The sequence below is a fragment of the Streptomyces sp. NBC_00310 genome (assembly GCF_036208085.1).
Lineage (GTDB): Bacteria > Actinomycetota > Actinomycetes > Streptomycetales > Streptomycetaceae > Streptomyces.
In genome coordinates this window covers 6792206-6806398 of sequence record NZ_CP130714.1, presented here as the reverse complement: position 1 = coordinate 6806398, position 14193 = coordinate 6792206, and the positions used below count along the sequence as shown (strand labels likewise).

Annotated in this window: 10 protein-coding genes; 5 read left to right on the top strand and 5 right to left on the bottom strand. The window is 70.9% G+C overall.

Going from position 1 to position 14193, the window contains the following annotated elements; translation table 11 throughout:
* Complete coding sequence (locus OG202_RS29855; RefSeq protein WP_328223892.1) at positions 1 to 2901, top strand: poly(A) polymerase; 2901 nt, start codon at positions 1 to 3, stop codon at positions 2899 to 2901.
* A gap of 6 nt (positions 2902 to 2907) precedes the next feature.
* Here the strand turns inward: OG202_RS29855 and OG202_RS29850 are convergent, their stop codons facing one another.
* The gene (locus OG202_RS29850; RefSeq protein WP_328223891.1) at positions 2908 to 3735 is read right to left on the bottom strand and encodes a hypothetical protein; all 828 of its coding nucleotides are present in this window, start codon (positions 3733 to 3735) and stop codon (positions 2908 to 2910) included.
* Between the two features lie 176 nt (positions 3736 to 3911).
* On the opposite strand from OG202_RS29850, the gene OG202_RS29845 reads away from it, so the two are divergent.
* Positions 3912 to 5897 (top strand): ATP-binding protein, encoded by a 1986-nt coding sequence (locus tag OG202_RS29845; protein WP_327728175.1) that lies wholly within the window; start codon positions 3912 to 3914, stop codon positions 5895 to 5897.
* Positions 5898 to 6322: 425 nt separating this feature from the next.
* Here OG202_RS29845 and OG202_RS29840 read toward each other — a convergent pair whose 3' ends face one another.
* Together OG202_RS29840 and OG202_RS29835 are read right to left on the bottom strand one after the other, a co-directional pair.
* A complete protein-coding gene (locus OG202_RS29840; protein ID WP_326578752.1) occupies positions 6323 to 6532 on the bottom strand; it encodes a DUF397 domain-containing protein in 210 nt (69 codons plus the stop codon).
* A complete protein-coding gene (locus tag OG202_RS29835) occupies positions 6529 to 7392 on the bottom strand; it encodes a helix-turn-helix domain-containing protein (RefSeq protein WP_326578754.1) in 864 nt (287 codons plus the stop codon). The genes OG202_RS29840 and OG202_RS29835 overlap by 4 nt, the downstream gene beginning before the upstream one ends.
* Before the next feature lie 155 nt (positions 7393 to 7547).
* On the opposite strand from OG202_RS29835, the gene OG202_RS29830 reads away from it, so the two are divergent.
* The 3 genes from OG202_RS29830 to OG202_RS29820 all read left to right on the top strand — a co-directional run bounded on the left by OG202_RS29830 (position 7548) and on the right by OG202_RS29820 (position 9807).
* On the top strand, positions 7548 to 8099 hold the full coding sequence (locus OG202_RS29830; RefSeq protein ID WP_326578756.1) for an ATP-binding protein: 552 nt from the start codon (positions 7548 to 7550) through the stop codon (positions 8097 to 8099).
* A gap of 147 nt (positions 8100 to 8246) precedes the next feature.
* Positions 8247 to 9158 carry a helix-turn-helix domain-containing protein gene (locus OG202_RS29825; protein ID WP_326578758.1) on the top strand — a complete coding sequence of 304 codons (912 nt, stop codon included), beginning with the start codon at positions 8247 to 8249 and terminating at the stop codon, positions 9156 to 9158.
* A gap of 49 nt (positions 9159 to 9207) precedes the next feature.
* Positions 9208 to 9807, top strand: a complete 600-nt coding sequence (locus OG202_RS29820; RefSeq protein WP_326578760.1) for a Uma2 family endonuclease — start codon at positions 9208 to 9210, stop codon at positions 9805 to 9807.
* Positions 9808 to 9819: 12 nt separating this feature from the next.
* Here OG202_RS29820 and OG202_RS29815 read toward each other — a convergent pair whose 3' ends face one another.
* A complete protein-coding gene (locus OG202_RS29815; RefSeq protein WP_328223890.1) occupies positions 9820 to 10908 on the bottom strand; it encodes an endo-1,4-beta-xylanase in 1089 nt (362 codons plus the stop codon).
* 26 nt (positions 10909 to 10934) lie between these two features.
* The gene (locus OG202_RS29810) at positions 10935 to 14099 is read right to left on the bottom strand and encodes a glycosyl hydrolase 115 family protein (RefSeq protein WP_328223889.1); all 3165 of its coding nucleotides are present in this window, start codon (positions 14097 to 14099) and stop codon (positions 10935 to 10937) included.
* Positions 14100 to 14193: the final 94 nt, after the last annotated feature.

Here is a 14193-nt window from a genome sequence, read left to right as displayed (position 1 = left end):
GTGCGTACGAGCGAGGAGATCTACCACCGGGTGCGTTGGGACGCGCGCTTCGACCCGGCCCGCTTCGTGCTGGGCGTCCTCCAGCGGGGCGCCGCGCCCAAGCGTGTCCCGCTCCCCGCGTTCGTCCCCGGCGGCGAGATCCCGTGGCACCGGGTGCTCTTCTTCGAGGCCGATGGCGAGGTGGTCTGGGACCGGGCCACGGGTGTGGACCGGATCGACGCGACGGAGGCGGGGCGTGTACGGGAGGCTCGCCTGCTCCGGGCGCCGTTCTTCACGGCGCGCACGCCGCACAAGTGGGACGGGGAGGGCTGGGCGCCCGCGCCCCACGAGACCGAGCCCGGCTCCGGCTCCGGCTCCGGCAGTGTGCGGGTGCTGACCTGGAACACCCTGTGGGACCGGTACGACGCCGACCTCGTCGACAGCACCCGGCGCAGGCCGCTGCTGCTGCGGGCCCTGCGCGAGGCCGATGTGGACGTGATCGCGCTGCAGGAGGTCGAGGCGGAGCTGCTGGCCATGCTGCTGCGCGAACCCTGGCTGCGGGCGGGCTGGACGCTGGGGACGGACCCGCGCGGGCGGGATGTGAATGACTGCGGTCTGCTGCTCCTGAGCCGGTTGCCGGTCCGCGAGGCCGCGTTCCACGCGCTGGGCCCGCACAAGGCGGTGACGGCCGTGGTCGTGGAGCAGGCGGCTGTCGGCGTGCGCCCCCTGGTCGTCGCGGCGACGCACCTGAGCAGCGACCACTCCGCCGACGGTGCCGGCCGCCGCGCCGCCGAACTGGCCCGGGTCGCCGAGGGGTTGGCGGGCCTGGACGCCGACCTGGTCCTCCTCGGCGACTTCAACGACGGCGGCGACACCCCGCAGGTGACCCTCGGCATGCGGGACGCGTGGAGCGAGGCGCACGGCTCCGCCGACGCGACCCCGACCTTCGACCCGGCCGCCAACCCGCTGGCCGCGATCTCGTCCCTGTCGGGGCGGGCGTCCCGGCTGGACCGGGTACTGCTGCGCGGGGAGGACCTGCGGGTACGGCGGGCCGAGCTGTACGGGGACGCGCCGACGCCGGAGGGGCTGTTCATCTCGGACCACTACGGAGTGCGGGCCGAGGTGGCGCCGTTCGCCCCGGGCACGGACACCTCCGCGCGCCTCGACGCCCACCCGACGCCCCGTACGGCACTGGCGTGGCTGCCTCCCGAGGAACTGTGGCCTCCGGTGCAGGACATCCGCCGGGAGCACGACCCGCAAATCCATCGCTGGCCGCCCCACGTGAACCTGCTCTTCGGCTTCGTACCGGAACACACCTTCGAGGACGCGGCCTCGGTCCTCGCGACGGCCACGACGGCAACGACGGGCCCGTTCGACGCCAGGCTGGAGGGCGTGCACTGGTTCGGCCACCGGGACGACGCGACGGTGTGGCTCGACCCGGCGGCGGACGGCGGGGAGCCCTGGGCCGCGCTGCACAGCGCTCTCGTTCGCCGCTTCCCGCGCTGCCGGGGCCGCCACGAGGGCTTCACCCCGCACCTGAGCCTGGGCCGCACCACCGACCCGAACGCCCTGGCCGCGGCCTGCGCGGCCCGGCTCTCCCCCATGTCGGTCAGGGTCGGCGAGCTGGCGCTGCTGTCGCGCCGCGGGGACGAGCCGATGCGGGTACGGGGGACGGTGAACCTGGGGACGGGTGAGGTGCGCTGGAGGGACGGGGCGGAGGAGCCGACGCCGTACGGGGCCGGCGGGGAGGGGCTGGGCACGGACGAGGCCGGCGGGGAAGGGCTGGGCACGGACGGGGCCGGCGGGGAGGGGCTCGCCGACGCCGCCGTGGCCGACCGGATCACCCGCCTCGTCGCGGACGCGTTCCCCGACGGCGTCGTCCATGTCGTCGGCTCCCGACGGATGGGCTGCGCGCTGCCCGGAGCCGACCTGGACCTGGTGGCGGCGCTGCCCGACGCGGTCGAACTAGCCACCGTACAGGCGAAGTTGGGCGCGATGACACGCGAGGCCACCGACGCGCGCGAGGTGGTCGGCGCACGCGTACCCGGCCTGCGGCTGCGGCTCGACGGGCTGGAGGTGGACCTGGCCGTCGTGGCCACCGGATCGCTGGACCCGGCGGAGGCGGTGGACCGCCGGGCCGAACTGGGGGAGGCGGCGGCGATCGCGCTCAGCGCGGTGAGCGACGCCGACGCGGTACTCGCCTCGGCGGGCACCCACGGGCCGGCCTTCGCCCGGCTGGCCAGGCAGGTCAAGGCATGGGCGAAGGCCCGGGGCCTGGACTCGGCACCGTTCGGCGGACTGCCGGGCCTGGCCTGGTCCGTCCTGGCGGCCCGCACCGCGAGCGAGGCGGGCGGCCTGCCGTCGGCCGACCTCCTACGGCACTTCTTCGCGACGTGGGCGGCATGGGACTGGCGCGACCCGGTGGGACCCACCACCGGGTCCTCCCAGGCCCTCCCCCTCACCATCGCGACGCCCTCTGCCCCGGTCCGCTCCTGCACGGACCAGGTCACGGAGGGCATGCGCGACCTCATCACCCAAGAGCTGTTCCGGGCTTGGGAGTTGCTGGAGGGGGGGAACGCGTGGGCCGAACTCCTCGCCCCTCCCCCACTCCACCGCCGCCACGCCGCCTGGGCGGTCGTGACGGTGGGTGGAGGCGGAGGCGGAGGCGCGGACGAGGGTGCGGACGCGGGCCGGGTACGGGGCAGGATGCGGGCCCTGATCACCGACCTCGCCGAGGCGGCCCCGGGGTGCCACGCCTGGCCCCGCCCCTTCACCACGGCCCCCGCCCGCTACGCCATCGGCCTGGGCCCGACCCCACCGACCGCCGCCGATCTGACCGCCGTGGCAGAGCGTCGGCTCCGGGGTCTGGCGGGGGTCACGCTCACACGGGCCGAGGGGGGCGAGATCCCGACCCTGTACTGAGACGGTTCAGAGCACGTCGACGTAGTCGGCCGCGCTGGTGGCGACGCCGGTCGTCGAGTTGCCGTAGTACACCCAGCGCCAGGAGCCGTCGGTGGAGGCGGTGACCGTCGTCCTGAGCGCGCCCGTGCTGCTGGTGGTGGCCTTCTTGACCGTCGTGAAGGTGTCGGCGCCCTTGGCGCGGAACTGGAGGCTGACCGTGCGGTCGCCGTAGGCGCCGTACGTCTTGGTGCTCCAGTTCGCCCGGGTCAGCTTGCCCGTGACGGTGATCGCCTTGCCCTTGGCCACCGGCTCGGGCGTGGCGTTGACGGTGGCCTTGGCCGCGCGCTTGAGCTGGACGGTCTGGGACCGGGTCTCGTACTCCTCGGTCTTGAGGCCGCCGTCGGCCTTCCACAGGCGCAGCACGACGGCGGTCTTCCAGGTCGTGGCGTCGTTGTTGGAGTCGACCTGCTTCCGGCTCGGGTGCGGGTCGATGTGGAAGGTGCCCTCGCACCGGGCGTGCTTGGAGTCGGTCTCGAAGCAGGTGTAGATGCCCGGCCCTATGTAGTTGTCCGCGCTCTCGGCGGCCGTCTTCGGGCTGCCGCGGTAGATGAAGGGGTGCGCGGTGTAGCGGAACGGGTCCGCGGTGGTGTAGCCGGCCGGCAGGGCGATCTTGAAGGTGACGGGCGGCCTCACCTCCTTCGACGTGCCGACCACGATCGGCTTGCCCTTGTTGATGACGATGTCCGACACGGTGATGCCGGTGTCCGCCGCGTGGGCCGCCGGCGCGTTCAGCACCGAGAGAGCCAGCGCTCCCGCGATCGTGGCCACCGCGACGGCCCGTCTGCCTGACTTCATTCACACCTCTTCGGAGGATGCCGATATGGGAGGCGGCAGAGTACCAATGACGTGATCATGCCCTGCAAGGTGGTACGAGAGTGACGTCACGGCGATTCCACACGTCAAGCACCCCGGAGAGGGCAAACTGTGCTCCCGATCAGGGACGCACGACAGGGAGTGGAGAAGCCGACGTCATGGTGAAGGTGCGGTTGGAGACCAGCCGGGAGCACGTTGCCGAGCTGGCGCGGCTGCGGGATCCCGTCGGCGCGGTCGAGGAGCTGATCTGGAACAGCGTCGACGCAGACGCCGGGTACGTCGTCGTCACGCTGGAGCGCAACGACCTGGGCGGTGTGGACAGGGTTCGTGTTCAGGACGACGGCAGCGGGATGTCGGCTGAGCACTGCGAGGAGTACTTCCGGCCGATCGGCGCCTCCTGGAAGAAACGCTCGCAGGGGAGCCCGGTGAAGAAGCGTGCCCTGCACGGGAAGAACGGACGCGGCCGGGTACGCGCCTTCGCACTCGGTACCCAGGTGCGCTGGACCAGCGTCAGCGACGCCTTCGGAGGCCGGCAGCAGCTGGTGATAGAGGCGGACCGGCGTTCCATGGACGAGTTCGACATCGGCGACCCGGAACCCACCGACGACCCCACCGGCACGCTCTTCGAGGCGTTCGGCGGAGATGAGCAACTGAACCTCCTGGCCGACGAGCGCGCCAGGTCGTCACTGACCACGGCGTTCGCCACGTACCTGGAGAAGTACCCGGACGTACGCATCGAGTACGACGGCCAGGACCTCGACCCGGCCGCCGAGCAGTCGCACGTGCGCGACTACGTCCTGCCGTCCCCCGCCGACTGGGGCGGCGACCCCGCACGGCTGAAGGTCGTCGAATGGCGCAGGTCCGTCACCCGCGCGCTCTTCCTGTGCGACGGGGAAGGCATGTCGCGGGCGCAGCTCAAGCCTGGCATCCAGGCCCCCGGCTTCGAGTTCACGGCGCATCTCAGCTGGTCCGGCTTCGACGATGTCGACTCCGAGGACCTCGCCTTCACCGAGTGGGCGTCGCACGGACCGCTCGCCGAAGTACTCGCGGCGGCCCGTGACCAGCTCAAGGCCCACTTCCGGGCACGCGTGGACGAACGACGGCGGGAACAGGTCGCGGAATGGCGTCGGGAAGGCATCTACCCGTACGCGGACAATGCCGCCAGCGAGAAGGAGCGAGCGGAACGCGAGACCTTCGACGCCGTCGCCACCACCGTCTTCCGGCATCTGCCGAGGTCCCAGGGGACGCGGCGCACCACCTTCGCCCTGCTCCGGTCCGTCCTCGCGCACGAGCCCTCGGACGTGCTGCGGATCGCGGACGACTTGTTCTCGCTCTCCAAGCAGGAACGAGATGAACTCAACCGGCTTCTGCGGCGTACCACGCTGTCAGCCCTGATCAAGGCGTCCACCGCGGCAGCCAACCGTATCGACTTCCTGGCGGCGCTGGAGCACCTTGTCTTCACGCCGGAAGCGAAGCGACGCGTGACCGAGCGGGACGAACTCCACCGGATTCTGGATGATCAATGCTGGGTGTTCGGCGAAGAGTACGCACTCCATGTCAGCGACCGCAGTCTCAACGTCGTGCTCGCCGAGCACTGCCGACTCCTCGGCCGTGACGCCCCCGCACCGGAACCGGTCCTGCGTGAGGACGGGCGACGCGGCAGGGTCGATCTGATGCTGTCCCGTGCCGCTCGGCACCGGAAAGGCGAACGGCACCATCTGGTCGTCGAGTTGAAGCGCCCCAGCGTTGTCCTGGGGGTGACGGAGTTCGGCCAGATCAACAGCTACGCGGAGGCGGTGATGTCCGACGACCGCTTCTGTGAACCGGCGGTGACGTGGGACTTCTGGCTCGTGGGCAACGCCATGGACAGAACCCTTCGGCAGATGGCCCACCAGATGGACCGTGTCCCAGGGTGCGCCGTCTCCAACCCGCGCTTCCGGATCATGGTGAAGACCTGGGGCGAGATCATCGAGGACTGCCAGGAACGCCTGCGGTTCCACAGCGCGCAGCTGGAGTACCAGTCCTCCACCGAACACGCGATGGACTACCTGGTCCGCAACCACGGCGAGGCGGTCGCGGAACTGGTCGCCGACGGGACGGTTCCCAGCCCTCGAAGTGTCGGTGTCGCCGACGTCACACAGTGACGGTCTGACCGGCCCGCAGTCAGGAGGAGGACGCCGCGGTGCTATAGGGGAGACGTCGTTGTCGATACGGTCCGTGTCGATCACCTGTGCGACGACGCGTCGAACCTGATCTCGAAGCTGGCGCAGGGCAAACGAGTGAGGTACACCTCAGAACACGTCGCTGCGTGGGTTGCCCATCGGTCGGAGGTGCCGTGTGCCAGAGCACGACCGCGCACGAGCGCTGCTCTGGCTCCAGGCGAATGCGGAACAGTTCATCGACTTCGGCGCCCTCGAAGAGCGGGAGCGGTCCGGCCTGTGAGCGATCTCGCCGACGCATTCGCCGTCCGGCGAATGCGTCGGAGCCCGATCGGGCCCCCTGGCCCGGCTACGTCGCCCAGGGTCGCCATCTGTCCGTCTCACGCCGTGCGTCGACCGACCCTGACGGCTCAGCCCCCGGCCGCGTACGACACGAAGTCCGCCCAGGCGGTCGGCGTGAGCGCGAGCTGAGGGAGCCGTATGTCTTTGGAGTCGCGGATGTGGACGGTGCCGGGGGCGTGGGCGATCTCGACGCATGACTCGCCGTTGGTGCCGTCGCTGTAGCTGCTCTTGAACCACGCCAGTTCGGGGGCGTCCTCAGCGGAGGCCTTGCGGATCATGTCTCTCCCAGCAGTTGCTCGATGAAGGCCAGCGACTCCCGCGTCGGGAGAGCTTGCGCCCGGATGGTGCCATACAGCAGCTCGATAACGCGGAGTTGTCGTGGATCGGAGACAGGCCGACCCTGGAAGACACCATCGGCGCGGCCCACTGCCGTACCGTCGTCGAACTTCAGCACCTCGACCCGGCCGTCCAGCCCCGGGTGAGCACCACTGTTGGTCGGCATCACCTGGAGCGTCACATTACGCATCTGGCCCACCTCCAGCAGACGGTGGAGTTGCTGCCGCCACACCATTGTGCCCCCGATTTCGCGCCGCAGCGGGGCCTCTTCCAGCACGAAGGCAATCGAGGGCGCCGGGTCACGGTCGAACACCGCCTGGCGGGCCACACGAGCGGCCACCATCCGCTCCACGTCGTCCGGCGAGTACGCCGGCTTCCATGCCTCGATCAGGGTCCGCGCGTGTTCCGGCGTCTGCAGCAGCCCACTGAGGCTGTTGCAGACGTACACCCCGATCTCAACCGCCTGCCCCTCCAGCTTCCCCAGCTCCCGCACCTTCTTCGGGTACCGGACCTTCTTCACGTCCTCCCAGGTGGCCGAGATGAGCCCGCCCGCCTCCAACACCTCGTCGGACTTGTCCAGGTACTCCGGCCGGGGAATCCGCTTCCCGGCCTCGATCTTGTAGACGAGGTCCTCTCCGTACCCGATCGCCACAGCGAAGTCGGCCACCCGCATGCCTACGGCCTCCCGCCGCAGCTTCAGCTGTCGCCCCACGGTCTCGACGACGGCGACGCCCCAGTCATCGTCGGGGTCCACCTCCCAACCCGGCTCGTCCGTCGCGTCCTTGAGCCCGTCCACGTGCATCGCGCACCTCTCCGCCGTACCGCAGTGACTCAACGCCCCCTACCCGTGCACCGGTTCCGGACAGGCTGGACAGCGCCGGACAAGCCCTGGACAGTAACCGTACGTACCGGCGCAGTCACTGTTCACGGTAAGCACGCACCGCCACGCTGAGTAACGTGAATACGGAAACCGCCGCCCCTGAGGCCGAACCGCACAGCCCCATCCGCAACTTCAGCGTGCGACTGTCCCCCACACCACGCGGAGCCCGTCTCGCCCGCCTGCTGGCGACGGAGCAACTGCGCGCATGGGGGCTGCCGTTGGACCCGGCGCGGCACATCGTCGCCGAGCTGGCGGCCAACTCGGCCACGCACGGTCGGGCGCAGGGCCGCGACTTCGGACTCACGCTCTACGTGGTCGGCGGCACCCTCCGCATCGAGGTCACGGACACGTGTGAACGGCTGCCCACAGCCCAACCCCCCTCCCCGGACTCCCAGTCCGGCCGGGGCCTCCTCCTCGTCGAGGCGCTGGCCGACCGATGGGGCACCGCGCCGGGACTGCCGCCACGTAAGACGGTCTGGGCCGAGGTCACCGTCCGACAGGCACCGGAACCCGCAGATGTGCGCTCCGGTGCGACGGGCGGTCTTTCCCCAAAGGACCCGGGAGAGAAAGAACCCCACCAAACCCCACCCCTCCTCCCGCCCGGCGGGCGGTCTCACCCTCGCGGGTGAACATCGCCGACTCGGCTGGATTCGGAGCCGGTTGATGCCCTTACGCTCAGCGCAGCAGGACCACACAACCGCAGACATGCGACGGCCCTCGCCGGGACGGCAATCCCAGTGCGAGGGCCTGACCACCAAGGAAGTGGACCCTTCCCGATGGATACGCAGCACCCTAGCGCGCCCCCGCGCGCCCGCGCCCGGCTTGCCGACAACAACCACCCGAACCGGCACCCGGACCCTCACTCCGGCGGTGGTCTGATCCACGACCACACCCGCCACAGCACCCGCTTCACGGTGATCGGCAACCACCTCGCCCAGCACCCGGAGCTGTCCCTCCTCGCGATCGGACTGGCGACGCACATCCAGTCGCTGCCGAGGGGCGCCCGCGTCGACATCAAGAGCCTCGCCGCCCGCTTCAAGGAGGGCGCGACCCGGATCGCCGCCGCGCTGCGCGAGCTGGAGACCCACGGCTACCTGCGCCGCGAACGCGTACGCACCCCCACCGGCCGCGTCATCACCCGTACGACCTCCTGCAACCAGCCCGGCCACAGCCGCAGCCACAGCCGCGCGGAGGACGAGCCCGGACGCCCGGCACACGCGCCCCGGCAGAAGAAGGCACCCCGCAAGCCCCTCCCCAGCGTCCCCCAACCCGCCTACCGCTCCCCCACCCTCCTCCAGACCGCCACCGACCTCCTCGCCGACCTGCGCCGCACGGACCCCCGCCTGCTCCTCTCGGCCTGCGACACGGCCCACCTCGCCCCGGGGGTCGCCGCCTGGCTGGAGCGCGACCTCACCCCCACCGCCGTTCGCCACGCCCTGACCGGCGGCCTCCCGAACGAACCGCTCCACCGCCCGGCCGCCCTCCTGGCCCACCGGCTCACGGACCGGCTGCCGCCCCTGCCGCCGTTCCGGGCGCCCGCGTCCCCGCCTGCCCCTACCGTCCAGTACCCCATGACGAACTGCGACGGCTGCGACCGCGGCTTCCGGGGACCGAAGGGCAGCCGTTGCCGCGACTGCGGGCCCGACCCCATGCCCGACCTGATGCCCGACCTCATGGAGGCCACCTAGCATGAACGTGACGATCCTTGCCCACGGGCCCAGACGAGGAGCGAGCGCCATGACCATCGCCCCGGACGACGCGCAACACGGCGCCCCCCACATCTACCGAGCCATGCGGGACTTCGTTCAGTCGATGGACGACACCCTCCCCGGGAAATTCGAGATCACCAAGGAAGGGATCGTCCACGACATGATGGCGCCCGTCGGCCCGCACGAGCTGACCACGCTGCATCTCCGGAAGCGCCTTGAAAAGGTCATGCCGGAAGAGCTGGTCGCTCACACAGGGACGCCTGACGTAGAGGCAGAACCCGAGGGCATCATGCGCCACCCCGACGTCATGGTGATCGCCTGGGCGGACATGGACGTCCCGGGCTCCTTCGACCCACGGACGCTCATCGCCGCTATCGAAGTCGTCTCCCGCTCCAACCCCGACAACGACTGGGTCGCCAAGATGCGCGACTACCCGCTGCTCGGCATCCCCGTCTACGCCGTCTTCGACCCCCGCACCGGCACAGGCGCCGTCCTCACCGACATCCACGCCACCCCGGACGGCCCGCGCTACGCCACCCGCAAGGACTTCGTCTACGGCGAGGACGTCACCATCGCCGACTGGACCATCTCCACGGAGAACCTGCCCCGCTACCCGGACAAGGGCTGAGGGCGACGCCGGTCACCTCCCGGCCGCCAGCCCCTCCCGCAGCGCCCCGTACGCCGGCTTCCGGACGTACGTCTCGTCCATCGGCGTCGCCGAGCCCTGGCCCTCGAAGACGCCCGGCACCCAGGAGTACTTGTCCGTGAAGCCCCACACGGTGAAGGACCTGCAGCTCCGGGCGCCCAGACAGGCGTCCAGCAGGCGGCGGTAGTAACTCGCCTGGGTGGCCTGCTTCGTCTCGTCCACCGGCAGGATCATCCGCACGTCCACCTCCGTGAACGCCGTCTGCATGCCCAGCGCCTCGAAGCGGGCCAGATTCTCCGCCACCTGCCCCGGGAATCCGTACTGGATCGCGAGGTGCCCCTGGATGCCGAAGCCCTGGACGGGTACGCCCTCCGCACGCAACCGCTTCGCCAGTTCGTAGTACGCCGTGGACTTCGCGTTGACGCCCTCCACGTTGTAGTCGTTGAGGAAGAGCTTCGCCTTCGGGTCCGCGGCATGGGCCCAGCGGAAGGCGTCCGCGATGTACGAGGGGCCCAGCTGCTGCAACCAGAGGGAGTTCCGCAGGCTGCCGTCCTCCTCGAAGACCTCGTTCACCACGTCCCACTGCTGGATCTTCCCCTTGTACCGCTTCACCTCCGTAGTGATGTGTTTCCGCAGAATGCCCCGCAGCTCCGCCGGGCCGATCGACCCGTCCGCCACCCCCGAGGTCAGCCAGCCCGGCAGCTGGCTGTGCCAGACGAGGGTGTGACCTCGGACGACCTGGCCGTGGGCGCGGGCGTGGCGGACGAGGTCGTCGGCCGGCTTCCAGTCGTAGACGCCCCTCTGCGGCTCCACCGACTCCCACTTCATGACGTTCTCGGCGGTCACGGAATCGAACTCGCGGTCGGTCGTCCTGCGGTACGTGCGGTCCTCGGCCAGCGCGGTCATGTCCACGGCCGTGCCGATGCGTACGCCGACCCGGTCGGCGAGCGCCCTCAAGGACGGGCCGGACGAGCCGGACCGGTCGTGCGCCGAGGCCGGTTGCACGGCCACCGCCGTGGACAGCAGCGCCCCGGCGACCAGCGCGAGCACGGGCATGCGGAAGCGGTTCGTGTGCCTCTTCATGTGCGGGTCCCTTCTCGGATCCGTTCTCAGACGCGGCGGGACTCCAGCGGCCCCAGATACGTCGGCGTCAGCCCACCCGTGTCGATCACCAGGCGCTGCAGCACCACCGTCGGGTCGACCATCCAGAACGTCAGCCGGTGCACTCCGGGCCCGGCGATCGCGTGTCTGGTGGCCGTCCTGTTCACGTTGTCCGAGGTGTTGCGCGCCCACTGCTTGTTCATGAGCCCGTCGTCGGCGCCGGTGGCGGCGTTGATGTCGACGACCTGCGGAGCCCCCGAGCCGAAGGACACGGCATAGCGCAGCCCGCCCGTGGCCGGCGCCGGGTTCCGTGGCGAGACGTACGCCCAGACCGTCACCTCGTCCACGGCCGACAGGACACTGACCTCGTACTCCAGGCGCGGCCCCACCCCACCCGGCGTCTGCCGCGCCGCCGTCACCGGCCACGGCGTCACCCCCGCCCCCGTACGCCCGATCCGCTCGATCCGGCGCCAGCGCACCCGCCCGTCGGCCGACCCCACCGCCCGCGCGTAGTGCTCCGCGTCGATCGCCACGTACCCGCCCGCCTCGACGAACCCGCGCAGCTTCCGCGCCTCCCGCGCCGACGGCTTCTGGGCGACGGCCTTCACGGTGACCGAGGCCCCGGCCCCGCTCACCGTCAACGAAGCCTGCGCACCCCCCGCCGGCACCCGCCCCCAGTCCACCCGGACCCCGACCCGCACCTGCTCCTCGACCCGCCCCCGCGACCGCTCCACCACCAGCCACGGCGCCGACGACTCGATCCGGTACGAGAAGGGCGTACGCCCCCGGTTGAAGATCTCCACGTACTGCTGAGGCCTGGTCTGGTGAGGGCTGAACACCGGAAGCACCGCCGCCGCGGTGGACCGGGGCCACCACTCCCCCGAGTCGTCCGCCCCGTCGACCGTCACCCCCAGCTCCGCGGCCCGCGGCACCTCGATCCGCCGCACCTTGGGGAAGATCTCGTCCGGCAGCGCCACGTTGTTCCGCTCCGGCTGCTGCCAGCCCGCGTTCGGCCCGTAGCGCTCGACGTCCCCGTATCCGATGTGCGGCTGGGTCTGGAAGCCCCGCCATTTCCCGCCCGCCACCTCGGAGTTGAAGCGGTCGGCCAACGCGAAGTCCCGCTCAAGCCCCGCCTCCGCGGCCTCCGCCCGGCCGTTCGTCGCCGCCCTTCCCTGTCCGGCGTAGAGCAGATTCTGGAACTCGGCCTCCCGCAACCCGTACAGGTTCGCCGTGGCCAGCACCGCGTACCCCACCAGCTCGAACCACGCGTCCTGAACGGCCGCGGGAAGCCGCTTCCCCACCCGCTCGGCGCGCTTCGCCAGGGCCCGCCACTCCTCCGTGACCCGCTCCAGCTCCCGGTGGCCGAAGAAGAAGGGCGTCTCCTGGTCGTCGTAGACGATCGCGCGCTCGCCCGTCGCCGGATCCGTCGGGTCCTTCGAGGTGTCCAGGGTGATCCGGCGGTTCAGCAACTCGGGCTTCCGGCGGGCCTGGAGCTGCCCGTACGCGCTCAGCACCTCGGCGATCTCCGAGGCGATGTCCGACGAGGCCCCCGGCCCACCGCCCCCGAAGTTCTGCCGCGCGAACCCCCGCTCCCACTCCTCCAGGTTCTCCAGCCCCCAACGGCCGGTATTCCAGGCGTAGTCCAGGAAGAACTCGGTGGGCAGCTCGTTCCCCTTGAGGTCGCCGACGTTCACCACCCACAGCCCGTGGTTCCCGTACGCGTCCGCCTCGTGCAGCTGCTCCCACAGGTTCGCGAGGTTCGCCGTGTCGACCCACTTGTAGTTGCGCCCGACGCCGACGTAGTCGAAGTGGTAGTACAACCCGTAGCCCCCAGGTCGTACGGGCTCCCCCGGGTCGGGATGCTTACGGATGTTCCCCCAGTTGTCGTCCGTGAGGACGACGGTCACGTCGTCCGGCGCCCGCAGCCCCCGGTCCCAGTACCGCTGGACCTCCTTGTACAGGGTCCACACCTGCGGGGTCTCCTGCGCCGGCCGGCCGGTCACCTCGGCGATGATGCCCCGCTGGGTCGTGATGATCTCCCGCATCAGTTCGATGCCGTCGCCGTCGGGGAGGCTCGTGTCGCCGTTCCCCCGCATCCCCAGCGTGACGACGCCCTCGAAGTCCTCGTCGACCATGCGCCGGATGCCGTCCCGCCAGTACGCCCGGATGGCCTCGGCGTTGCGCCGGTACGACCACTCCCCCGTGCCCCCGTAGGGGTCCCGCCCGGGGGTCACGATGTTCCCCGCGCCGTCCCGCACCGCGGGTACCGCGTGCCGGTTCCACTCCTCGATCCCCCGCATCATGGGCGCCTCATGAGACGTGCCCATGACAATCCCGTACTCCTTCGCCCGCGCGTGGTTCTCCGGATCGTCCTCGGCGAAGGCCCGGCCCCACACCGCCGGCCAGACGTAGTTCCCCTTCAGCCGCAGCAGCGCCTCGAAGACCTTCGCCCAGAAGTCCGCGTTGAAGCCCCCGGGATGCCCCGGCGCCTTCCCCGGCCCGAAGTACGCCGGCGCCCACGTCCCGAGCGCCGGGTTCTCGTCGTTGATGAAGATGCCCCGGTACTTCACGGCCGGCGTCCCCTGGCTGAAGCGGCCCGGCCGCACGTACACCGCGTCCCGGTGGACCGGCGGCACGTCGTCCCACCAGTACCAGGGCGAGACACCGAGCCCGTACGAGACGTCGTACGCCCCGAAGATCGTGCCGCGCGGATCGCTGCCCGCGACGACGAAGGCCCGCTCCACCCCGGGCATCGGCCGCTCGACGACCGTCTGCAGCGACGTCTCCCACCTCCCCCGCACCCCGCCGACGTCGAGCTTCCCGGCGGCGATCAGCCCGTCGATCAACGGGCTGCGGCCGATGGTCCCCACCAGCACGACCTCGGACGCCATCGCGCTCCCCGGCCGTACACCCGTCACCCGCTCGATGTCGTCCCGCAGATCCCCCGCGACCCGTACGACTCCGGGGTGATCCTCGGGGCTGACCACGACCGGGGCGCCGACCAGCGAGAACGCGCCCGCCACGGGGGAGAAGGAGAGGTACGCCCCCGAGTCCGTGATCCGCACAGCCCCGGCGCCATCTGTGGCCCCCGCATCCCCGACCCCCATCGACAGCACCGGCACAGCGGCGATCCCCGCCCCCAGCACACCCCTGCGGCTGACGCCTCCAGACATGCCACACCCCTCCACCCCGTATTTGGTCAGCGGCATGACAAATAGTGAAGGGAGTGACCGGCGTGGGGAACGGGTCGTGAGCGTCGAATAGTTT